This window comes from Pseudomonas sp. NPDC088444 (assembly GCF_044900175.1).
Taxonomy (GTDB): Bacteria; Pseudomonadota; Gammaproteobacteria; order Pseudomonadales; family Pseudomonadaceae; genus Aquipseudomonas.
Genome location: NZ_JBJDNK010000011.1, coordinates 207,226 through 230,122, shown reverse-complemented (window position 1 = coordinate 230,122; position 22,897 = coordinate 207,226). Strand labels below are relative to the sequence as shown.

The following is a 22,897-nucleotide window of genomic DNA, read 5'->3' as shown; positions in this document are numbered from 1 at the left end:
TAGCTTGCTAACGTTTAACGCGTCAAATCCGCCGATTTGATGGATGTCCTTCAAGCCGCCAACCCGTCCGAGATACCGGGTTCGCGGCTTTTTTATGTGCGCAACTCATCTGATCCGCTGTTTATCGAAAAATCTGCACCTGTACTGAAACCGCTACCAGGCGCATAGTCCGGGGCTAACAGGCTGTCACCCTGCCCTGCACCGGATATTCAGCGAGCCCGCCATGAAGCGTTATGAAAAGTTTGCCGACGACATTGCCGAGCTGATTCGCTCCGGCGTACTGGCTGCCGGTCAGCGCGTGCCTTCCGTGCGCTATGCCAGCCAGACCCACGGCATCAGCCCCTCCACTGTATTCCAGGCGTATTACTTGCTGGAGCGCCGTGGGCTGATCCGAGCCAGACCTCGCTCCGGGTACTTCGTCAACGACAGCCTGATCAACGAAACCTTTGCCGCCCAGCGTTTCGACGTGCCTGCGGTACTGGACAGCCTGACAGAGCCGCAGGTCAGTGAATCCACTGAGGTGGATGTCAGCGAACTGGTGTTTTCGGTGCTCGAATCGATCAAGGACCCGAATACGGTGCCCTTCGGCTCAGCGTTTCCCAGTGCAGGATTATTCCCGCTGCAACGCCTGGCCCGCTCGCTGGCCAGCGCCACCCGTGACATGGACCCGAGCATGGTAGTCAGCGACCTCTCGCCGGGCAATCCGGTGCTGCGTCGGCAGATTGCCTTGCGCTACATGGTGGCCGGGCAAATGCTGCCCATGGAGGAGTTGTTGATCACCAACGGCGCACTGGAAGCGCTGAATTTGTGCTTGCAAGCCGTCACCGAACCGGGCGATCTGGTGGCCATCGAGGCCCCTGCGTTCTACGCCTGCCTTCAAGTGCTTGAGCGCCTGAAACTCAAGGCCGTAGAAATCCCCGTGCATCCGCACACCGGCATTGACCTGGCGGTGCTGGAGCAGACGCTGGAACGCTACCCGATCAAGGCCTGCTGGAGCATGACCAGCTTTCAGAACCCCACGGGGGCCAGCGTCCCCGAAGCACGCAAACGGGAACTGGTGGAACTGCTGCGCAAGCATGAGGTGCCGCTGATCGAGGACGACGTCTACGCCGAGCTGTATTACGGCCAACACGCGCCGAAACCGGCGAAAGCATTCGACACCGAAGGGCTGGTGTTGCATTGCGGGTCGTTTGCCAAGAGCCTCGCGCCTGGTTATCGAGTGGGGTGGGTTGCGGCCGGGCGTTATGCACAGAAGGTCGAACGTCTGAAACTGATGACCTCGCTGTGTGCCTCGATGCCAGCGCAGGCGGCCATCGCCGATTACCTGCAACACGGTGGTTATGATCGGCATTTGCGCAAGTTGCGCATCAGCCTGGAGGATCAGTTGCGCGCCATGCTCGGCGCCGTCGCACGTTACTTTCCGCCGCAGACCCGGGTCAGTCAGCCTTCGGGCGGTTATTTCCTGTGGTTGGAGCTACCAGAACAGATCGATTCGCTGAAAGTGTTTCAGGTGGCGCTGGCCCAGGGCATCAGCATCGCCCCCGGCCCGATCTTCTCGCCGACCCGGCGTTTCAAGCACTGCATCCGTCTGAATTACGGCAGCCCGTGGAGTGACACATCAGAGCGGGCGATGGAGACGTTGGGCAAGATCATTCGATCAATGCTGTAACCGCCTCAGTCCCGCGCCGCGTTGCTTTTGACTTGATCTTCGTACGCGATGGCTCAGCCACCGCCGAACGCGACTTGCGTGCAGGCTGAGCGCAAGTCGCGTTCGGCGGCGTCTGGACTGTTGCGTTAAAAGATCAAGATCAGACGCGGTGCTTCAGCGTCCGCCCCCCAGATCGACGAACGTCCCGGTCGAATATGAGGCCTTGTCCGACAGTAGCCACAGGATTGCTTCGGCCACTTCGTCCGCCAGCCCGCCACGCCCCATGGGGATGGTCGGTTCAAGCTTGGTCACGCGCTGCGGGTCACCGCTCAAGGCATGGAAATCCGTGAAGATGTAACCCGGTCGCACCGCATTGACCCGCACGCCCTCGCCCGCGACTTCCTTGGCCAGCCCCAGGGTGAAGGTGTCCAGCGCACCTTTGGACGCCGCATAATCGACGTATTCGCCCGGCGAACCCAACCGCGCGGCCACCGAAGACACGTTGACGATACTCCCGCCGTGCCCACCATGACGAGGCAGCATACGCAGCAGCGCATGCTTGGTGCACAACATAGGACCGACCACGTTGCTCATCATGATCTTGAGCATGCGGAATTCCGACATGTGCTCGACTCGGGATTTTTCGCCAATGGTGGCGGCGTTGTTGACGAGGGCATCAATACGCCCCAGTTCGGCATCCACCCGGGAAAACAGATGAATGATTTCGTCTTCGTTGCTTACGTCCGCCTGAACGGCGATGGCATGCCCTCCCGCTTCGCGAATCTGGGCACAGACCCGTTCAGCGGCACCGTGATCGGAAAGGTAATTGATGCAAACGCGATAACCTTGTGACGCCGCCAGAACTGCCGTGGCCGCCCCAATACCTCTGGAGCCACCCGTAATAAGGAGGTTTTTATCCATGGGATGTCCGAATCAATGCTCAATCTTTTTCGAGCTCGTCCCCGCATCGGCTGCGCTGGCCGACACGCGGGACGAACCCCTGTTATGCAAAGCGTGAAACGTCAACGTGTGTGTGCGGATACGCGTTTGTGCGCCGCGCTAATATCCGCCATGAAGCGGTCGGCTGGCAATGGATGTCCGAGCAGATAACCTTGCAGCGAGTGGCATCCCAACTGGGTGAGGAAGCTTTGCTGGCTGGAGGTTTCGACCCCTTCTGCGACGATGCGCAGGTTCAGCGCCTGGCCCAGTGCCACGATGGCAGAAACAATCGCCGCATCATCGCTGTCCCGCTCGAGGTCGCGGACGAACCCGCGGTCGATCTTCAGCTCATTGGCCGGCAGGCGTTTGAGGTACATCAGGCTGGAATAGCCTGTACCGAAATCATCGATGGACAGGTCCACTCCCATGTCCGACAGCTGTTGCAGCACCTTCATGCTCGCATCAGCGTCGCTCATGGCGGTGGATTCGGTGATTTCCAGGGTCAGGCAATTGGGGGGCAGGCCATGCGCCGAGAGCGACCGGCCCACCACTTTCACCAATCCCGCATGACAGAACTGCAAGGCCGACAGGTTCACCGCGATACGCCAGTGCGTGTAACCGGCGTCGTACCAGACCCGCATTTGCCGACAGGCTTCGTTGAGCACCCATTCGCCGATGTTGATGATCAGGCCGGTTTTTTCGGCCAGGCCGATGAACTTGTCCGGCATCAGTAGACCGTGGTCCGGGTGATTCCAGCGCACCAACGCCTCGGCGCCAATCGGCTCGCCCGAACCGGCCGCGAACTTGGGCTGGTAATGCAGACAGAACTGCCCGTCACGCAGGCCGATGCGCAAGTCTTGCAGCAGTTGCAGTTGATTGCGGGCGTTGGTGTTCATCGAGGCGTCGAAGAAGCTGTAGCCGTTCTTGCCCGCACTTTTGGCGTGGTACATCGCCGCGTCGGCGTTCATCAGCAACTCTTGTTGAGTGCGGCCATTGCCGGGATACAGGCTGATGCCGATGCTGACCGTCACTTGCAGGTCGTGGCCCTGCACGTTGAACGGCTTGTTGACCAGCGACACCTGCCGCGAGGCGACCGTGGTGGCGTCATCGATTTCTTCCAGTTCCACCAACAACACGAATTCGTCGCCACCAATGCGCGCCAAGGTGTCGTGGCGATGGAAGTTTTCACGCATGCGCGACGCCACTTCCCGCAGCAACAGGTCGCCCACATGGTGGCCAAATGCGTCGTTGACCGGTTTGAAACCATCCAGGTCCATGAACATCAGCGCAAACAGGCCGCCTTGTGAGTCGACTTTGCGCATCGCCTGCTCGATCCGGTCCGCCAGCAGAATGCGGTTTGGCAAGCCGGTCAGCGTGTCGTGCAACGCCAACTGGGTCAGTTCACGGTTGGCTTCGCTCAGGGATTTGGCCAACTGCGCGGTGCGTGCCTCCAGTCGGGCATCCAGCACCGACGTCAGCAGCGTGATACTGAGCACGGCCAGGCTGGTGATCAGCACCAGTTTGTCGAGGCCATCGGTACGCAGACCGGTCACGGCACCGCCGCAGAAACTGCCTTCCGGGAAGTTCGCCGCCGCCATGCCGGTGTAGTGCATCCCGACAATCGCAAAGCCCATGACCACGGCAGCACCGCCGCGCAGAAGCCGAATGTAAGGGCTTTCCTTGCGCAACTTGAGTGCGATGCCCAGCGCGGCGCCCGATGCAGTGACGGCAATCAGCAACGAGGCGCCAAACAGGGTCGGATCGTAATCAATGCCCGGCTGCATGCGCAGCGCGGCCATGCCGGTGTAGTGCATGGTGCTGATGCCGACGCCCATGGCCAGTGCGCCGAACAGAATATGCAATGGCGGAACGTGATGATGGCTGACCAGCCACAGCGCAAAGCCGGACGAGAGAACGGCGACCAGCAGGGAGAGTAACGTGAGGGTCAGCTCAAAGCCCAGGTCGATCGGCAGCTTGAACGCCAGCATGCCGATGAAGTGCATGGACCAGATCCCGATGCCCATGGACAGAGCGCCGCCACAGATCCACATGACCCTCGCCCTGCCCTTGGCGGTGGAAATCCGCCCGGCGAGATCCAGCGCCGTGTAGGACGCCAAAATGGCCACGAGAATGGAAACCAGGACCAGCGACAACGTGTAGTGTCCAATCAACATGGGGCGCGACTCACGACTCAACGACCAAGGCTTTGCAGCCCAATGAATTCGGGGGCGATTCTACCGAAATCGGCAGAAATGTCGCGTCGCTCCGTCGAAATAATGGCACCGCGCCATTTTGTCCATGCTTACCGTCTGGATATCTCCGGATCCTGCGACAGACCGCTCTGAGCGTTCCACCCACCGCCCAGTGCCGCGATCAATTGAACGCTGGCAATCAGTCTGCTTTGCAACAGCGTCAGCACGCTACGTTCATTACTCAACGCTGTGGTTTGCACGTTCACTACATCAAGATAGCCAATCAATCCGGCCTTGTACTGATTAGTTGTCAAACGCAGCGAATTGCGCGCGGCTTGCAGGGCCTCCTCACGCACACTCGCTTCCTGTTCATAGACGCGCAATTGCGCCATGTAATCTTCAACTTCCTTGAAGCCGTCGAGCACCGTCTGGCGGTATTGGGCGACCGTCTGGTCGTAAACCGCTTCGGTACGGTCGACTTCAGCACTGCGTCGACCGCCGTCGAACAGGGTCATGGCCATTTGCGGCCCGACCGACCAGAAACGGTTCGGCAGCGTCAGCCAGTTGCTGTACGTACTGCTGCTGTAGCCGCCATTCATGCTCAGGGTGAAATCGGGGTAATACGCGGCCTTGGCCACACCGATGTTGGCGTTGGCCGCCATCACCGAACGTTCAGCCGCCGCGATGTCCGGACGACGCTCCAGCAGTTGCGACGGCAATTGAGCAGGAATCTGTGGCAAGACGGGCACGGTGGTGGTCGGCGCAAGGCTGAAATCAGCCGGGGGCTGGCCCATCAGCACGGCAATCGCGTTTTCGTACTGCGCCCGCTGCCAGGCCAGGTCAATGAGGTCGGCCTGGGTGCTCTTGAGCTGGGTTTGTGCCTGCGCCACGGCGTCCTGCCCGGAAATACCGGCGCGATACTGGTTCTGCGTCAGCTTGAGCGAACGCTCGTAGGCCTCGACGGTGGCCTCCAGCAAACGCTTCTGTTCGTCGATCACGCGCAATTGCAGGTAGTTTTGCACCAGTTGCGATTGCAGGCTCAGGCGCATCGAGGCCAGGTCCGCGAGGCTGGCCTGAGCGCTGGCCTTGTCGGCTTCCAGGCCCCGGCGCAACTTGCCCCACACGTCGGCTTCCCAGCTCACGCCCAGTTGCGCGTTGTAGGTATTGCGAATGCCGCTGCTGGAACTGCTCAGGCTCGAATTGCTGCTGCCGGTGCCCTGGCTTGAACGGTTCTTGCTGGTGGTCAGGTCCAGCGTCGGAAAGAACGAGGCCCGCGCGCTTTTTACCAGCGCATCGGCCTGTCGGTACTGCGCCTCGTACTGGGCGACGGTCTGGTTGGAACGGTTGAGCGTTTCCACCAGACCATTGAGCTGCGTATCCCCGTAGATTTCCCACCACGCACCTCGGGCGATGGCGTCGCTTGGGTTGGCTTGGGTCCAGCCTTCGGCCTGTTTGAACTGCGCCGGGGTGGTCACGTCGGGCTTTTTGTAGTCGGGACCGACCGCACAAGCGCTGAGCAGCAGCGCGCACAAGGCAACGCCGAACGTCCGTCGAAACGGCTGATTCCGCTGTAAGGCGCGTCGGTTCAAGGTGTCGGTCATAGCGGCGTTTCCAGAGCGGCATCCGTCTGCACACCGCGCCAGGCGTTGAAGCGGTGGCGCAGACGGTCGAGGTAAAGGTAAACCACGGGGGTGGTGTAGAGCGTGAGAATCTGGCTGAGCACCAGGCCACCGATGATGGTCAGGCCCAATGGGCGGCGCATTTCCGCCCCCTCGGCACTGCTCAGCAGCAATGGCACAGCACCGAGGATCGCCGCCAGCGTGGTCATCAAAATCGGGCGCAGGCGTTGCAGACAGGCATTGCGGATCGACTCCAGCGGCGTCATGCCGCTGCTGCGCTCCAGTTGCAGCGCCAGATCGATCATCAGAATGGCGTTCTTTTTCACCACGCCGATCAGCAGGAACAGGCCCAACAGCGAAATCAGGCTGAACTGGCCGCCCGTGAGGTAAATGCTCAACAGCGCGCCGACACCGGCCGAGGGCAGCGTGGAGAGAATCGTCAGCGGGTGAATGTAGCTTTCGTACAGGATGCCAAGCACCAGATACACCGCCACCAACGCGCCGAGGATCATCCACGGCTGGCTTTTCTGGGTCGCGGCAAAAGCGTCGGCGGTCCCGGCCATCTTGGCGATCACGTCTTCCGGCAAGCCCACTGCGGCGACGGCGCGCTCGATGGCTACCGTGGCCTGATCCAGATCCACGCCTTCGGCGAGGTCGAACGAGATGTTCTCGGACGCAAACTGGCCGTCGTGGCTGACCCGATCGTCTTCCAGACTGCGCTCGTAGTGGGCGATGGTCGACAGCGGCACCCGCGCGCCCTGCGCGGTGATGACCTGCACTTGATCCAGCGTGACCGGGTCGAGGGCGTATTTCGGGTTGACCTCCATGACCACCTGATACTGGTTCAGCGGGTCATAGATGGTAGACACCTGGCGCTGGCTGTAAGCGTTGTTGAGCACCGTGGTGACCATGTTCATGTCGATGCCCAGACGTTTGGCGGCATCGCGGTCGACGATCAGCGTCACTTGCTGAGTACCGCCGCCGTCCCGAGCGTCGATGGCGGTCAATTCCTTGAGCGACTTGAGCGCCGCGACCACTTTTGGGTACCACTCGCGCAGGCTTTCCAGATCACCGCTTTGCAGAATGTACTGATACTGCGAGGTGGTCTGCTCACGCCCACCGCCCAGTTGCAGATCCTGATCGGGTTGCAGGAACAGGCGCCCGCCCGGCACGGGCGGCATTTCCTTGCGCAGACGCTCGACGACCTGTTCGGCGCCGATCTTGCGCTCGGAAATGGGCTTTAACCGCACGATGATGAACGCGTTCCCGGTGCCGCCGTTACCACCGATGAACCCGGCGACACTTTCTACGGCGGGGTCCTTCAGAATGGCATTGCGGAACACGTCCATCTTCGGCTGCATCACCGAGAACGACAGCCCGTCGTCGCCCCGCACAAAGCCCATCAACTGGCCGGTGTCCTGTTGTGGCAGGAAGGTTTTGGGCACCACGACATACAGCGCGATGTTGACCCCAACGGTGACCAACAGCGACAGCAGCGTCAGACGGCGATGGCGCAGCACCCAGCCCAGGCTGCGATCATAGGCGGCGACCATACGGTCGTTGACCCGCTGACTCCAGCGTTGCAGGCGGTTTTCAGATCCGGGGACATGGGGTTTCAGCCAGCGCGCGCAAAGCATCGGCGTCAGGGTCAGCGACACGATCAGCGAAACCACGATCGACACCGACAGTGTGATCGAGAACTCACGGAACAGGCTTTCGACCAAACCGCCCATGAACAGGATCGACAGGAACACCGCCACCAGCGAGACGTTCATCGACAACAGGGTGAAACCGACTTCTTTGGCACCGAGGTACGCGGCCTGCATCGGCGGCACACCTTCGTCGATATGGCGGGAAATGTTCTCCAGTACCACGATGGCGTCGTCCACCACCAGTCCGGTGGCCAGAATCAACGCCATCAACGAGAGGTTGTTCAGCGAGAAACCGTACAGGTACATGATCGCGAACGTGCCCACCAGCGACACCGGTACCGCCAGCGTCGGGATCAACGAAGCGCGGAAATTGCCAAGGAACAGGAACACCACGATGATCACCAGCACCACGGCAATCAGCAAGGTCATCTCCGCCTCATGCAACGTGGCCTTGATCACCGGCGAGCGGTCCATGGCCAGGTCCAGTTTGACACTGGCGGGCAACACCGCCTGCAACGCCGGTAACTGGGCTTTGATCGCAGCCACCGTTTCGATGATGTTGGCCCCGGCCTGACGGTTGATCACCAGCAATACCGCCGCCTTGTCGTTGAAAAATCCGCTGTTGTAGCGGTCTTCGACCGAATCCTTGACCTTGGCCACGTCCTTGAGGCGCAGGGCGGCGCCATTGGCGTAATGAATGATCAGCGGCTCGTAATCCTTGGCTTTCTCCAACTGGTCATTGGCCTGCACCTGCCAGTTGTGTTCGTCCGTTTCGACGAAGCCCTTGGGGCGCCGGACGTTGGAGCCGGAAATCGTCGTGCGCACGTCATCCAGTGACACGCCGTACTGATCCAGCAGTTTGGGTTCCAGTTCGACCCGCACCGCTGGCAGTGAACTGCCGCCGATCTGCACCTCGCCGACGCCTTTCACCTGCGAAAGGCTCTGGGACAGGATGGTCGAGGCCATGTCGTACAGTTGGCCCTTTTCCAGCACATCCGAGGTCAACGACAGCACCATGATCGGCGCCTGCGACGGATTGACCTTCTTATAGGTGGGCATGCTGCGCATACCGCTGGGCAGCAGGTTGCGCGAGGCATTGATCGCCGCCTGCACTTCCCGCGCCGCGCCGTTGATGTCCCGATCCAGATCGAATTGCAGAATGACCCGCGTGCTGCCCTGACTCGACCGGCTGCTCATGGTGTTGACCCCAGCAATGGTGCCCAGGGAACGCTCCAGCGGCGTGGCCACGCTCGACGCCATGATTTCCGGGCTGGCACCGGGCAGAGACGCACTGACCACGATCACCGGGAAATCCATGTTCGGCAGCGGCGCCACCGGCAACAGGCCGAAGCTCATGCCGCCCAGCAGCATGATCGCCAGGCTCAGCAGCATGGTCGCTACTGGCCTGCGGATGAAGGGGGCCGAGAGGTTCATGCGTCGGCCTGTTCTAGCGATGCGGGTTTGGAGGACCAGCGACGCCCGAGACGATCAAAGTACAGGTAGATGACCGGCGTGGTGAACAGCGTCAGCACCTGACTGACCAGCAGCCCACCCACCATCACCAGTCCCAGTGGCTGACGCAGTTCAGCGCCGGAACCGGTGGCGAACATCAGCGGGATGGCACCGAACAACGCCGCCAGCGTGGTCATCAGGATTGGCCGGAAGCGCAGCAAGGCCGCCTCGTAAATCGCCTTTTGCGGATCAACGCCCCGGTTGCGTTCGGCGTCGAGGGCGAAGTCGATCATCATGATCGCGTTCTTCTTGACGATGCCGATCAATAGAATGATGCCGATGATGGCGATCATGCCCAGGTCGTTGCCGCTCAGAATCAACGCCAGCAACGCACCGATGGCCGCCGATGGCAACGTCGAAAGGATGGTGATCGGGTGGATGTAACTTTCGTACAACACGCCGAGCACGATGTACATGGTCACCACTGCCGCCAGAATCAGCAGCAGCGTGCTGGACAACGACGCCTGAAAGGCTTCGGCGGCGCCCTGGAACTGGGTCTGCACGCCGATCGGCATGCCGATGTCCTTCTGCACCTGTTCGATGACCTGCACCGCCTGGCCCAAGGCCACGCCCGGCGCGAGGTTGAACGACATCATCACCGCCGGAAACTGGCCCATGTGGGCAATTGCCAGTTGCGCCTGACGCTGCTCGACTTTCGCCAGACTGGACAGTTTCACCTGCCCGCCGTCGGTGGTCTTGACGTGAATCTGCTCCAGCGCCTTCGGCCCCAGATCATTGCTGGCGGCGGCCTGGAGCACCACGCGGTACTGGCTGGCCTGCGTATAGATAGTGGAAATCTGCCGCTGACCGAAGGCGTCGTACAGCGCGTCGGTGATCGCTGACACGTTCACCCCCAGACGGCTGGCCGCGTCGCGGTCGATATTCAGATAGACCTGCAACCCTTTGTCCTGAAGATCGCTGGCCACATCGGTCAATTCCGGGCGTTCGGCCAGCGCATCCACCAGCTTGCCGCTCCATTCGGCCAGCAAGTCGGCATCCGGCGAGGACATGCTGAACTGATACTGCGTGCGGCTGACGCGGTCTTCGATGGTCAGGTCTTGCACCGGCTGCATGAACAGGCGGATTTCTGACAACTGATCGACCTGCGGTTGCAGACGCTGAATCACTTGCGTGGCCGTGACATCCCGCTGGCCGTGAGGCTTGAGGTTGATCAACATTCGCCCGCTGTTGAGGGTGGCGTTGTCGCCATCGACGCCGATGTAGGACGACAGGCTCTCGACGGCCGGGTCTTGCAATACGATGTTCGCCAATGCCTGTTGACGCTCGCTCATGGCCGCGAAGGACACCGATTGCGGCGCCTCGGAAATGCCCTGAATCACGCCGGTGTCCTGCACCGGGAAGAAGCCTTTCGGCACCGCCAGGTACAACAGCACCGTGATGCCCAACGTCGCAATGGCGATCAGCAGGGTCAGCGGCTGGTGTTTCAACACCCACTGCAACTGACGCCCGTAACCGGCGATCAGCCAGTCGATCCAGGCGCCGCTGGCGCGGTAGAACCGGCCCTGCTCCACTTCTTTGGGTTCGCGCTTGAGCAGGCGCGCGCACATCATCGGCGTCAGGGTCAGGGACACCACCAACGAAATCAGGATCGCCACGGCCAGCGTAATGGCGAATTCACGGAACAGTCGCCCGACCACGTCGGCCATGAACAGCAGTGGAATCAGTACCGCAATCAGGGAAATGGTCAGCGACACCAGCGTGAAGCCGATCTGCTTCGCCCCCTTGAGCGCCGCCTGCAGCGGTGACTCACCCTCCTCCAGATGCCGGGAAATGTTTTCCAGCATGACGATGGCGTCGTCGACCACGAACCCCGTGGCAATGGTCATCGCCATCAACGTCAGGTTGTTCACCGAGAACCCGGCCAGGTACATCACACCGAAGGTGCCCACCAGCGACAGCGGCACGGCGACCGATGGAATGATCGTCGCGCTCAGGCGGCGCAGGAACAGGAAGGTGACCAGCACCACCAGCACGATGGCGATCAGCAGTTCGTGTTGTACGTCGCGCACCGAGGCGCGGATGGTCTGGGTGCGGTCGGTCAACACCACCACGTCCAGCCCGGCAGGCAGGTTGTTGGTGATGCTGGGCAGCATCGCTTTGATCCGGTCCACCACCTCGATGACGTTGGCGCCCGGTTGGCGCTGAATGTTCAGCAAGACCGCCTGATTCTGGTTGGCCCACGCGGCCAGGTGCTCGTTTTCAGCGCCGTCGATGATCTGCGCCACGTCCTTGAGGCGCAACGGGCCGCCGTTGTTGTAAGCCAGAATCAGGTTGGCGTATTCCTCCGGGGACTTGAGCTGATCGTTGGCATCGAGCATCGATACCCGGGTCGGGCCGTCGAAGTTACCCTTCGGCGTGTTGACGTTGGAGGCGCTGACCAGCGTGCGTACGTCTGCCAGGTTCAACCCGTTGGCCGCCAGCGCTTCGGGGTTGACCTTGATGCGCACCGCCTGACGCTGCCCGCCCGCAATACTGACCATGCCCACGCCACTGATTTGCGCGATCTTCTGCGCCATGCGCGTGTCGACCAAGTCGTTGAGCTTGGGCAACAGCATGGTTTTCGAGGTGATCGCCAGCGTCAGCACCGGGGTGTCGGCCGGATTGACCTTGTTGTAGGTCGGCGGTGCAGGCAGGTCGTTGGGCAGCAGATTGGTGGCGCCGTTGATCGCCGCCTGCACTTCCTGCTCGGCGACGTCCATGTTGATGTCGAGGCTGAAGCGCAGGGTGATCACCGAGGCACCGCCTGAACTGGTCGAGGCCATTTGTGTCAGCCCCGGCATCTGCCCGAACTGACGTTCAAGCGGCGCAGTCACCGCGCTGGTCATCACTTGCGGGCTGGCGCCGGGGTACAGCGTCATGACGCGAATGGTCGGGTAATCCACCTGCGGCAGTGCGGACACCGGCAATAGCGTGTAGGCGATCAGACCGGCCAGCACGATGGCCAGCATGCTCAGCGTGGTGGCAACCGGCCGCAGGATGAACAGGCGTGACAGGTTCATACGTTGCCTTTCTGCACAGGCTCAGCGTCTGCAGACTCACTGGATTCTTTCGACGGCTTGCCCTGCAACTTCTGGCCCGGCGTAACGGGAACCTCCTTGCTGTCGTTGACCACTTCGACCTCACTGCCGTCCTTCAGGCGGTCAGTGCCTTCCAGCACCACGCGATCGCCCGCTGCAAGCCCCTCGGTGATCACGGTCGAGTTCTCGTCGCTCGGGCCGGTCCTGAGCTGACGGATGCGCACTTTCCTGTCGCCGTCCATCACATAGACGAACGTGCCGTTGACCCCGAACTGCACCGCTGCCGACGGCACCAGCACGACCCCTTTCAGGGTGTTGGCCAACAGCCGTGCATTGACGAACTGATTGGGGAACAACGCTTCGTTTTCATTCTCGAAGCGTGCCTTGAATTTCAGGGTGCCGGTGGTGAGGTCGATCTGGTTGTCGATGCTCGCCAGCACGCCTTTGGCTTGCAGCTTCGCATCGCCGCGGTCCCAGGCTTCCACCAACAGCGTGTCGCCGTTGCGGTAGTGGCTGAGCACGTCGGCAAGGTCTTTTTCCGGCAGGGTGAAATTGACCGTGATCGGTCTGGTCTGGGTGATCACCGCCAGTGCAGTCGTGTCGTTGGCCGCGACGAGGTTGCCGACGTCCAGTTGGCGCAGGCCGATGCGCCCGGAAATCGGCGCGCGAATCTGGGTGAATTCAAGGTTGAGTTTTGCGTCGCCCACGGCTGCCTGATTGGTCTTGATCGTGCCCAGGTACTGGCCGACCTGAGACTCTGCGGTGTCGAGGGTCTGTTTGGCGATGCTGTCTTCTTTATAGAGGTCCCGATAGCGCTGCACGTCGATTTGGGCGTTCTTCAGCAGCGCCTGATTCTGCATCAGTGTGCCTTCAGCCTGTTGCAACGCGATCTGGTAGCTGCGCGGATCGATCACCGCCAGCAGATCACCGGCCTTGACCTGTTGGCCTTCCTGGAAGTTGATCTTCACCAGTTCGCCCGCGACGCGGCTGCGCACGTTGATGGTGTTCATCGCCGTGACGGTGCCCAGTGCCTTGTAGAAGATCGGGAAATCGCCCGTGGTCGCAGGCGCCACGCGCACCGGAACCGGGCCGGTCGAACCGCCGAAGCCCGGACGCGACGCTCCGCCCATGCGCCCCGGCGCACCGCTGCGGTTGCCGCCTTTGTGCGGCTGCTCGGCTTTTTGTGCCGTGGCGTCGGTTTTTGCCGACGAACCCGGCCAGAAATGCCAGCAAACGCCTGCGACGATCAAGAGAACCAACAGGCTGAACAGCCAGCGACGGGAGTTACGAGGACCAGACGATTGCATGAATAAGTCAACCAGTGTGCGTGGGGGCATCTTCGGGAGGCTGAACAATAAGCACTGTTGACAACCAAGCAAAGAACCTTTACCGGCAATTTACGCATTGAGCGATGCGGTAACGTGCTGAAGTGCAAATAAAAAACGGCCTGATCAGGTCAGGCCGCTATATGTTGCGAAGTATTGCCACGACAGATCGGGCAATACGCAACCGGACAACTTACTTGAGAACAGCCAGTGCCGCGTCGTAGTTCGGCTCTTGGCCAATCTCCGGCACCAGCTCACTGTGCAGAACGGTGTTGTTTTCATCCAGTACCACGACAGCGCGGGTGGTCAGCCCGACCATCGGGCCGTCCGCAATAGCCACACCGTAGTTTTCCATGAAGTCTGCGCCCCGCATGGTGGACAGGTTCTTCACGTTTTCCAGGCCTTCGGCGCCACAGAAACGCGCCTGCGCGAACGGCAAGTCAGCGGAGATGCACAACACCACGGCGTTGTTCAACTCGTTGGCCTGGGCGTTGAATTTGCGCACGGAGGTGGCGCAGGTCGGGGTATCGACGCTCGGGAAGATGTTCAGCACTTTGCGTTTGCCGGCAAAGGTTTCCAGGGTCACGTCGGCCAGGTCGCTACCGACCAGCTTGAAAGCAGGCGCCTTGCTGCCGACTGTTGGCAGTTCGCCGCTGATCTGTACCGGAGAGCCTCTACGAGTCACTTGAGCCATGAGCTGAGTCCTTATTCTGGAGGTTGCAGGGTTCGGTTTACGACAAGACCGGAAGTTAACCACGAATCCTCGCGGCGACCTACCGGTAGACGCGATTTTGTTGTTCAGGGTCCACCTTCTGATGACGGTTTGTCCAGCAGACTGGGGCGCGCGCACCGGGGCCCTGAAAAGCCCGGACGACTTCGCCGCCGATGACTACCGTCGCAGTAGCCCGCGCTTTCAGGGCGAAAACTTCACCAAGAACCTGTTGCTGGTGGAAAAAGTGCAGCAACTGGCGGCGGACCAAGGTGTGACTGCAGTCGCGGGCGGGTGGTACACGGACGCGGGAATGAAACTGCTTAATGGCTGATTTCGCGCTACCCCGTCTGCGCCCCGTGGGCCGAATCAGACCTCGGTAACTTCCAGTTCCGCCAGATACGCCCACGGGTAAATTCCGCGCTGGTGTCCGTCGCTGAACACCAGTTGCACGCCATACCCCTGTGAATGGACCGCCAGCACTCGCAGGGACGCCGCTACATGCGGCGTCATCCCACGCAAACGAAATGCCCGGCACTGCGAACACGGGCACTGCTGGCGCAACAGGACGTGGCTGATCCGTTGTTCACGGCCATCCTGCCAGCGCACGCGCAGGGTTTGCCGCTCCCTAGCGTTGCCGATGGAGACAGGCGCGGCAATCATGGCAACTGCGCCAGTGCGATGCGCACGGCCTTGCGCACTTCCGGGTCGCCGTCGTGCTCCAGTTGAAGCAAGGCCGGCCGGGCACGGCTGTCACCCAACTCGCCCAGTGCCAGGGCAGCCTCCTTGCGCACGTTGCTGATGCGGTGGGTCAGGGTCTCGACCAAGGGCCACAGGGCATCGGAATGACGCAAGCGCCCCAGGCTGCGGGTCGCGCGCAACCGAACCTGCCAGTATTCGTCGTTCAAGGCCTCGATCAGCGCCGCCCCCGCTTCTGGCTGACCAATCTTGCCCAGCGTCGTGGCGGCTTCCTCGCGCACTTGCCAGACCTCATCCTGCAACGCCTGACGCAACGCGGGCAGAACGTCGGCATTGTGGGTCAGGCCCAGCGCGCCAGTGGCGGCGCGACGCACCTCGCTGTCGGGGTCCTGGCTGGCCAGCGCAGCCAGGGCTTGCAGCGCTTCGGTTCGCTTCAGCCAGCCCAGCACGCCCACCGCTTCACGGCGTACGCTTGCGTCTTCATCCTTCAACGCCAGCAATGCAGCGGGTGCGGCCTGCTCCAGACGCAACTCACGCAAGGCACGGAACGCTGCGATGCGCACATTGGCGTCGGCATGCGTCGTCCACGGCAGCACCACCCTGCCCGCCTCGGCGGTCTTCAGCAGACTCAGGCTCTGCGCCGCCGCTTCACGCACAAGCGCTTGAGGGTCGATCAGCGCCTGACACAGCGCCTCGACCACCTCGACCTCTTCCCAAGCCTCCAGCAATGTCGCGGCCTGAGCGCGTACCTCGGATGCCGGGTCATTGGCCAGCCGATCGGTCAACCAGCCCAGGCCTTCAGGATCTTCCAGATCCGCCAGCTCGATCAGCGCAATGCGCCGAACCCCCGCGTCGGGGTTTTCGAGCCTGCTTCTGAGCGCCAGAATCTCCGCAAGCTCGATGTCATCAAAATAGGTGTTCAGGTCAGTCATAAGGCCAGTCGCAGTCCGGGGTGATCGTTGGGTAAGCCGAGAGGGTCCAGACGCGGCAACTGCCGCCCGTCCTCGTGGTGCAGCAGTTCAAGGCAATGCCGTTTCAGGCGTGAAAACTCCGGGCGCGTCACCAGTTCGCTGCTGCGCGGGCGCGGAAAGTTCAGGCTCAGGTCTTCGATGAAACGCCCGGGCCGCGGACTCATCACCAGAATCCGGTCGGCGAGAAACAGCGCTTCGTCGATGTCATGGGTGACGAACACCACTGTGGTGCGAATGCGCGTCCAAATGTCCAGCAGCAGCGCCTGCATGTGCATGCGGGTCAACGCGTCCAGCGCGCCGAACGGTTCGTCCATCAACAGCAGGCGTGGGCGATTGATCAGCACCCGCGCGATTTCGACCCGTTGCTGCATGCCGCCGGACAGTTGATTCGGCCAATGCCCGGCGAAACCTTCCAGGCCCACCAGCGCGAGCATTTCGTCAGCGGCCGCCAGGCGTTCGGCCTTGCCGACACCGCTCATTTTCAAACCAAAGGCGACGTTCTCGCGCACCGTGCGCCAAGGGAACAGGGTGTGATGCTGAAACACCATGCCCCGCTCGGGAGAAGGCCCGTGCACGTCTGCGCCATCGACGCTCAGGCGGCCTGCAATCGGTTGCAAATGCCCGGCAAGGGCGCCGAGCAACGTCGACTTGCCACAGCCTGAGGGGCCGAGAATGCACACGAACTGCCCCGACTCAATCGTGCAGTCCAGCGCCTGCACGGCCTGGAAGGCGCTCTGCCCTTCGCCCAGGGCAATGGACACACCTCGGATGTCGACATGCCCCGCCTGTTTTGTTGCGACGTTCATCAGGCTTTTCCTCGTGGTCGATGCCAAGGGGTGAACAGCCGCCCCAGACGTTTGATCAATCCACTGCTGCCCATGCCCAGCAGGCCGATCAGCAGCATACCGACGACGATGTCGGCGTAGTTCTGGATGGTGTAGGACTCCCAGGTGTAATAACCGATGCCGAACTGCCCGGAAATCATCTCCGCCGTGACCAGGCAGAACCATGACGTGCCCATGCCAATGGCCAGCCCGGTGATGATCCCGGGCGCTGCGCCCGGCAACACCACTTCCAGCAGAATGGCCCGACGCCCCGCCCCCAGACTTTTGGCCGAGGCAATCAATCGCCGGTCCACGCCCTCCACCCCATGCACGGTGTTGAGCAGGATCGGAAATAGCGCGCCCGTGAACGTGATGAACACCATGGACAGTTCGGACGACGGGAACATCAGAATGGCCAGCGGAATCCACGCCACAGCGGGGATCGGTCGCAGCACCTCAAGGGGCGGCAACAACCAGTCCTCGGCCTGACGCGATCGACCGATGATCACGCCCAGCGCCACGCCGATCACCACTGCGGCCATATAACCGGCGAACACTCGACCCAGGCTGGCCGACAGGTGCTGCATGAGCCGACCGGAGTCCACCAGCCCCGCTGCCGCTGCGATGACGGCACCGGGCGTCGGCACGTTGGCAAACGTCACCAACCCCAGATTCCAGTGGTTGCTGGCTGCCAGTTGCCAGAACAGCAGGCAGAGCAACACCGATGTCAAACGTGGAATCCAGCGCATCGAGATCATCAGCGGCTGGCCACAGCGGACTGGGCGCTGGCGTCAGTGAAATCCAGCACTTTGCCGCCTTGTGCCTGAGCGTATTGCTGAGCCTGACCTTTGAGCAGGAAGGCACTCAACCGCCCTTTGCTGTCGCTGGCAAACCACGCCTGACTGGCCAGCAGCTTGATGCCGCTGTCTTCAGCCTGAGCGTAAACCGCGCGCACCGCCTTACCCTCCTTGTTCAGCGCTTGCAAGGCCGTGAACGCAGACTCAGCGGAGGCGTAATTGCGCACTTTTGGCTCGCCTTTGACCCAGATCTGCGCGACATGTCGGTCGTCCGTGATCGGTTTGCCAGTCAGTGCGTCATTGGCCTTGAGCGGCGTCTGGGCGTAATTCGCCAGCTGCGCGTTGTAATCCAGACCGGAGGCCTTGTAGGCCGCGCGGATGTACTGGTCATCGACAAAGGTGTTGAGGTCCAGCCCGCGATCGGCCTTCTTCAGCAACTTGAGGGTGTCGATGGCGGTGCCCACGGCCTGCCGGTATTCCGGCTTCCAGGTCTGATCCCGAGTCTGCAGGCCCAGCGGGCCGTGGAACAGGTAGTTCACTTCGGCTTCGATACCGGCGACTTTCTCGATCAGCTCGCTGTACTTCTCAGGTTCGGCGGCCAGCAACTGGTTGGCTTCGATGCCTGCGCGCAGGTAGGCGACGACGATTTCCGGGTACTTCTTCGCGTAGCTTTCGTCGACCAGCGCGCCATGGAAGGTGGGTGCGCCGGATTGCGAGCCGTCGTAAATCTTGCGCGCGAAACCCCGATTCGGAAACAGCTCGCCGAACGGCACGAAGTCGGCGTGGGCGTCGACCTTGTTGGCTTGCAGCGCGGAGCCTGCGACTTCGGGCGCCTGAGCAATGATGTTGACGTCTTTCAGCGGGTCCCAGCCCTGCGCTGCAACGGCCCGCAACAGCATGCCGTGGGCGGTTGAAGCGAACGGCACGGAAATGGTCTTGCCTTTAAGGTCGGCCAGCGACTGTGCGCTGGACGATGTGGGCACGACAATGCCGTTGCCGCTGCCCTGAATGCTGCCCGACAGCACGCTGATGAACAGGCTGTGCTTGCCCGCCGCTTCGAACGCGACGCCATTGAACGCCCCCGGAAAATCGGCCATGGCGCCGAAATCCAGTTTCCCGGCAACCATTTCATTGGTCAGTGGCGCACCGCTGGTGAAGTTCCTCCACTCGACCTGATACTGCGCGTCCTTGTATTTGCCTTCGTGAGGCAGGTATTTGTCGAGCAGCCCCAACTCGCGAATCAGCAGTCCGCCGGCCGCGCAGTTGATGGTGGTGTCCTGAGTGCCAATGGCAATGCGGATGGTTTCGGCCTGAACCGACAGGGTGAGCGAAGCCAGTACGAAACCGGCCAGTGTGGCGCGCAATAGCATGGATGTATCCCCTCGAATCATTAATAGAAGTCGTCTCCGCCGCGAGACGGCGCGGTGGGAAACGAGGGGTTCTGGGTGCATCAGCGTCCGCGGTGGGCGGATGGCTCTTGGCTGTTTTTACAGAGCCCTGCCAAAACGGCGGGCTGTCGGCTCAGCGCAGCAGATACGGGATCTCGACCTTGACTGCGCCGGTCGGGCAATCCTTTTCGCAGGGCATGCAATACCAGCACTCGTCAAACGCCATGTAGGCTTTCTGGGTGGCAGGATTGATGGCCAGCAGGTCCATCGGGCAGACATCGACACACACGGTGCAGCCTTTGTCGGCGATGCACTTGTCCTCGTCCACGGTGACCGGGGCGTTGGAGCGGAAAAAGATTTCCTGGGGCTGATAGGCCATTTCACGGTGTCCTTGGCGCGTGTCGCGCTCTCTGTCTATAAAGGTGCGGGCCGTACGGTTTCAGGCGGCGTCAGCCCCCACACGCAAGCGGTCGTAGGCGAGCATTTCTTCGGCATCCAGCGCCACGATGTAGGGTTCGACCGGTTTCTTGAAGCTGACCATCCGGCCGTCCTCATCCTTTTTCAGATGGGTGTGACAGAACCAGTCGTGGTCATTGCGCAACGGATGGTCGACCCGATGGTGGTACAGGCCCCAGCGACTTTCGGTGCGATACAGCGAGGCGCGAGCGGCCATTTCTGCGCAATCGCGAATCACGCTGACTTCCATGGCGCGCATCAATTCGTGGGCGTTGCTGGCTTTCAGTTGATCAAGATCGCGCTGGATGTCGCTGAATCGTTGCAGGCCGATCTGCATCTTTTTGGTCACTTTCGGCGGTTGCAGGTAGTCATTCACAAAGCGCCGCAGCTTGTACTCCACCTGAGCGGGCGGCAGGCCGTGCTCACGATCCAGCGGTGCGTAAACCCGCGCCTGCTCGCGTTCGATCTGTCGGGCATCGACCTCGGTGAAGCCCCGCTCGGCCACGTAATCCGCTGCGTTGTTGCCCGCAAACCAGCCGTAGGTAAAAGCACCCAGCATGTAGTTGTGCGGCACTGCCGCCATGTCACCCGCTGAATACAGGCCCTTGACCGAAGTTTCCGCCCGTTCGTTGACCCACACCCCTGACGCCGAATGCCCGCTGCAGAAGCCGATTTCGGAGATGTGCATTTCCACCATTTGGCTGCGGTAATCGGTGCCGCGATTGGCGTGAAACTGCCCCCGGCTGGGGCGCTCGTTGCTGTGCAGGATCTCTTCGATGTTCTGGATGGTTTCTTCGGCCAGGTGATCGAGCTTGAGGAACACCGGACCATTGCCGCTTTCCAGTTCCTGATGAAACTCCCACATCATCTGGCCGCTCCAGTAGTCACATTCGATGAAGCGTTCGCCCTTGTTGTTAGCCGTGTAGCCGCCTAAAGGACCGGTGACGTAAGCGCAGGCCGGGCCGTTGTAATCCTTGATCAGCGGGTTGATCTGAAAGCACTCCAGATTCGCCAGCTCAGCGCCTGCGTGATAGGCCATGGCGTAACCGTCGCCTGCGTTGGTCGGGTTTTCGTAGGTGCCCATCAAGTAACCCGACGCTGGCAAACCGAGGCGCCCTGCTGCCCCGCAGCACAGAATCACGGCCTTGGCTTTGATCACGTGAAAATCCGCCGTGCGGCAGTCGAAACCCATCACGCCATTGACCGCTCCCTCGGCATCGGTGAGCAGCCGGGTACAGACCACACGGTTGGTGATGGTTACCCGCGCGCGCTTCAACTGGCGATACAGCACCTTCTTGATGTCGTGGCCCTCGGGCATCGGCAGCACATAGGCGCCCATGTGGTGGACCTTCTTGACCGCGTAATCACCGGTCTCGTCCTTCTCGAATTTCACGCCCCAGCGGTCCAGTTGCTCGATGGTTTCGAAGCTGTGGGTCGCATAGGCGTATACCGCTGCCTGATTGACGATGCCGTCGTTGGCAATGGTGATTTCCTTGGTGTACTGCTCAGGCGTGGCGTGGCCAGGGATCACCGCGTTGTTCAGCCCGTCCATGCCCATGCTGATGGCGCCGCTGCGCTTGACGTTGGCCTTATCGATCAGCAACACCCGCAGATCGCGATTGCGCTCCTTGGCCTTGATCGCGGCCATCGGACCTGCCGTGCCGCCGCCGATCACCACGATGTCGTATTCCTGCTCCAGCACGTGGCGTGTCATCACTGAGCCTCCTGGTGACGGTCGATTCGCAGGCGGTACTGAAACGCATCGCCCCGGTAATAAAGGTGTTCGAAATCCACGGGCTGGCCATCGGCAGTGTGGGTCAGGCGCTCGATGCGCATGATCGGCGAACCCGCCTCGACGTCCAGCGCCTGGGTCAAATCGCTGTCGGCCAGCACCGCGTCAATGGCCAGATCCGCATGACCCAGCGTAAGGCCGCAGTCGTTTTCCAGGATCAGAAAGATGTCGCGGGTCACCAGGTCAGCGCTTTCCAGTCGCTCGCCCAGGTGCCTGGGCAACCAGGTGACTTCCAGTGACACCGGCTCGCGGTTGATCAGCCGCACGCGGCGAATCTGCGCAACGCTTTCGCCTTCCGCCACGTTCAGGCGCTCGGCCACCCGTTTGTCGGCGGGTACGAAGCGGAAACTGCGCAGGCGGTTGATCACTTCATAGCCGCGACCGGTCATGGATTCGGCCAGGCCCTTCAGGGTGCTGACGTTTTGAAAGGTCTTGGGTTTGGACACGAATGTCCCTTTGCCGTGGATCTTGAAGATCAGCCCTTCTTTCTGCAGATCGCCCAATGCCTGGCGCACGGTGATGCGGCTGACCTTGAACATCGCGCCCAGCTCGCTTTCGGAGGGCATCTGACTGTCGGGGGCGTATTCGCCGTCCAGAATCCGGCTGCGCAGCAAGTCACGCAGTTGGCTGTGCAGGGGTACGCTGGACAGCGGAGAGAGGGTTTTGGCAGTGTCGTTCATCGAAGTCACTTGTCATAACGAGTTATGACGTGATCTTAAAGAGCTTGAATTCCGGCCGTGAAATACCGTTTGGGCATAAGGTTAGAGGCTTCTTTGCTGTCGCGTGCCCCCTTGGTGTCGGTAGCGCTTGTGCACACGCCGCCGCGGGCAAACCATACGGTTACGCAGATGAGGTGTAGGTGAGCGGCAATTGCGTGGTGGACTTGATCTGCTCCATCGCAAAGCTGGAGCTGATGTCGGTAATGCCCGCCAACTGGATCAACTTCTTGTACACCGCGTCATACCCGGCGATGTCCGGCACCACCATACGTAACATGTAATCCGTGTCCCCCGCCATTCGATAGCATTCCACCACTTCGGGCAGCGTTTCAATGAGGTTGTGAAAGCGCTCAAGCCATTGTGCGTTGTGCTGATTGGTACGTATCGCGGCAAACACCGTCACCGCGACATTCAGCAGGGCCGGGTCTAGTAACGCGACACGCCCGCGGATCAACCCCTGCTCTTCCAGCTTCTGGACACGGCGCCAACAGGCGGTGGTGCCCAGGCCAATGCTGTCGGCGATTTCAGCGATGGGACGGGTGCAGTCACGTTGCAGCATGTCCAGGATGGCCTGGTCGAACTTGTCCATGGTGAGTTAAGCCTTGAAAGATCCGGTT

At 61.3% G+C, this 22,897-nt stretch carries 17 protein-coding genes and 1 pseudogene; 2 read left to right on the top strand and 16 right to left on the bottom strand.

The window, feature by feature from the left end; translation table 11 throughout:
- The first annotated feature begins 223 nt into the window (after positions 1–223).
- Positions 224–1,669, top strand: a complete 1,446-nt coding sequence (gene mapR, locus ACI2KB_RS22105) for a GntR family transcriptional regulator MpaR (RefSeq protein WP_404637929.1) — start codon at positions 224–226, stop codon at positions 1,667–1,669.
- A 153-nt stretch (positions 1,670–1,822) separates the two neighbouring features.
- Here the strand turns inward: mapR and ACI2KB_RS22100 are convergent, their stop codons facing one another.
- From ACI2KB_RS22100 to tpx, 7 genes are all read right to left on the bottom strand, one after another.
- The gene (locus ACI2KB_RS22100; protein ID WP_404637927.1) at positions 1,823–2,569 is read right to left on the bottom strand and encodes an SDR family oxidoreductase; all 747 of its coding nucleotides are present in this window, start codon (positions 2,567–2,569) and stop codon (positions 1,823–1,825) included.
- A gap of 101 nt (positions 2,570–2,670) precedes the next feature.
- Positions 2,671–4,761, bottom strand: a complete 2,091-nt coding sequence (locus ACI2KB_RS22095) for a putative bifunctional diguanylate cyclase/phosphodiesterase (protein ID WP_404637925.1) — start codon at positions 4,759–4,761, stop codon at positions 2,671–2,673.
- A 128-nt stretch (positions 4,762–4,889) separates the two neighbouring features.
- Positions 4,890–6,380, bottom strand: a complete 1,491-nt coding sequence (locus ACI2KB_RS22090; RefSeq protein WP_404637923.1) for an efflux transporter outer membrane subunit — start codon at positions 6,378–6,380, stop codon at positions 4,890–4,892.
- Positions 6,377–9,484: an efflux RND transporter permease subunit gene (locus ACI2KB_RS22085; protein WP_404637921.1), complete on the bottom strand. Its 3,108-nt coding sequence runs from the start codon at positions 9,482–9,484 to the stop codon at positions 6,377–6,379. The genes ACI2KB_RS22090 and ACI2KB_RS22085 overlap by 4 nt, the downstream gene beginning before the upstream one ends.
- Complete coding sequence (locus ACI2KB_RS22080; RefSeq protein ID WP_404637919.1) at positions 9,481–12,582, bottom strand: MdtB/MuxB family multidrug efflux RND transporter permease subunit; 3,102 nt, start codon at positions 12,580–12,582, stop codon at positions 9,481–9,483. Before ACI2KB_RS22080 ends, ACI2KB_RS22085 begins: the two co-directional genes overlap by 4 nt.
- The gene (locus ACI2KB_RS22075; RefSeq protein WP_404637917.1) at positions 12,579–13,907 is read right to left on the bottom strand and encodes an MdtA/MuxA family multidrug efflux RND transporter periplasmic adaptor subunit; all 1,329 of its coding nucleotides are present in this window, start codon (positions 13,905–13,907) and stop codon (positions 12,579–12,581) included. Before ACI2KB_RS22075 ends, ACI2KB_RS22080 begins: the two co-directional genes overlap by 4 nt.
- A 211-nt stretch (positions 13,908–14,118) precedes the next feature.
- The gene (tpx, locus tag ACI2KB_RS22070; protein WP_404637915.1) at positions 14,119–14,619 is read right to left on the bottom strand and encodes a thiol peroxidase; all 501 of its coding nucleotides are present in this window, start codon (positions 14,617–14,619) and stop codon (positions 14,119–14,121) included.
- 145 nt (positions 14,620–14,764) lie between these two features.
- Between tpx and ACI2KB_RS22065 the strand changes: the two are divergent.
- Positions 14,765–14,917, top strand: a pseudogene (locus ACI2KB_RS22065) (aldo/keto reductase); the annotation flags it as partial.
- 86 nt (positions 14,918–15,003) lie between these two features.
- Here ACI2KB_RS22065 and ACI2KB_RS22060 read toward each other — a convergent pair.
- From ACI2KB_RS22060 to ACI2KB_RS22020, 9 genes are all read right to left on the bottom strand, one after another.
- Positions 15,004–15,297: a DUF971 domain-containing protein gene (locus ACI2KB_RS22060; protein ID WP_404637913.1), complete on the bottom strand. Its 294-nt coding sequence runs from the start codon at positions 15,295–15,297 to the stop codon at positions 15,004–15,006.
- A complete protein-coding gene (locus tag ACI2KB_RS22055) occupies positions 15,294–16,265 on the bottom strand; it encodes a HEAT repeat domain-containing protein (RefSeq protein WP_404637911.1) in 972 nt (323 codons plus the stop codon). The genes ACI2KB_RS22060 and ACI2KB_RS22055 overlap by 4 nt, the downstream gene beginning before the upstream one ends.
- Entirely contained in the window at positions 16,262–17,110 is an 849-nt protein-coding gene (locus ACI2KB_RS22050) for an ABC transporter ATP-binding protein (RefSeq protein ID WP_404637909.1), read from the bottom strand. The genes ACI2KB_RS22055 and ACI2KB_RS22050 overlap by 4 nt, the downstream gene beginning before the upstream one ends.
- On the bottom strand, positions 17,110–17,886 hold the full coding sequence (locus ACI2KB_RS22045) for an ABC transporter permease (RefSeq protein WP_404637907.1): 777 nt from the start codon (positions 17,884–17,886) through the stop codon (positions 17,110–17,112). Before ACI2KB_RS22045 ends, ACI2KB_RS22050 begins: the two co-directional genes overlap by 1 nt.
- Positions 17,886–19,295 (bottom strand): ABC transporter substrate-binding protein, encoded by a 1,410-nt coding sequence (locus ACI2KB_RS22040; protein ID WP_404637905.1) that lies wholly within the window; start codon positions 19,293–19,295, stop codon positions 17,886–17,888. The genes ACI2KB_RS22045 and ACI2KB_RS22040 overlap by 1 nt, the downstream gene beginning before the upstream one ends.
- Positions 19,296–19,446: 151 nt before the next feature.
- Positions 19,447–19,692 carry a ferredoxin family protein gene (locus ACI2KB_RS22035; protein ID WP_110950700.1) on the bottom strand — a complete coding sequence of 82 codons (246 nt, stop codon included), beginning with the start codon at positions 19,690–19,692 and terminating at the stop codon, positions 19,447–19,449.
- Positions 19,693–19,752: 60 nt separating this feature from the next.
- The gene (locus ACI2KB_RS22030; protein WP_404637903.1) at positions 19,753–21,483 is read right to left on the bottom strand and encodes a fumarate reductase/succinate dehydrogenase flavoprotein subunit; all 1,731 of its coding nucleotides are present in this window, start codon (positions 21,481–21,483) and stop codon (positions 19,753–19,755) included.
- Positions 21,483–22,241 carry a GntR family transcriptional regulator gene (locus ACI2KB_RS22025; protein WP_404637901.1) on the bottom strand — a complete coding sequence of 253 codons (759 nt, stop codon included), beginning with the start codon at positions 22,239–22,241 and terminating at the stop codon, positions 21,483–21,485. The genes ACI2KB_RS22030 and ACI2KB_RS22025 overlap by 1 nt, the downstream gene beginning before the upstream one ends.
- A 160-nt stretch (positions 22,242–22,401) precedes the next feature.
- Positions 22,402–22,869 carry an Lrp/AsnC family transcriptional regulator gene (locus ACI2KB_RS22020; RefSeq protein ID WP_404637899.1) on the bottom strand — a complete coding sequence of 156 codons (468 nt, stop codon included), beginning with the start codon at positions 22,867–22,869 and terminating at the stop codon, positions 22,402–22,404.
- Positions 22,870–22,897: the final 28 nt, after the last annotated feature.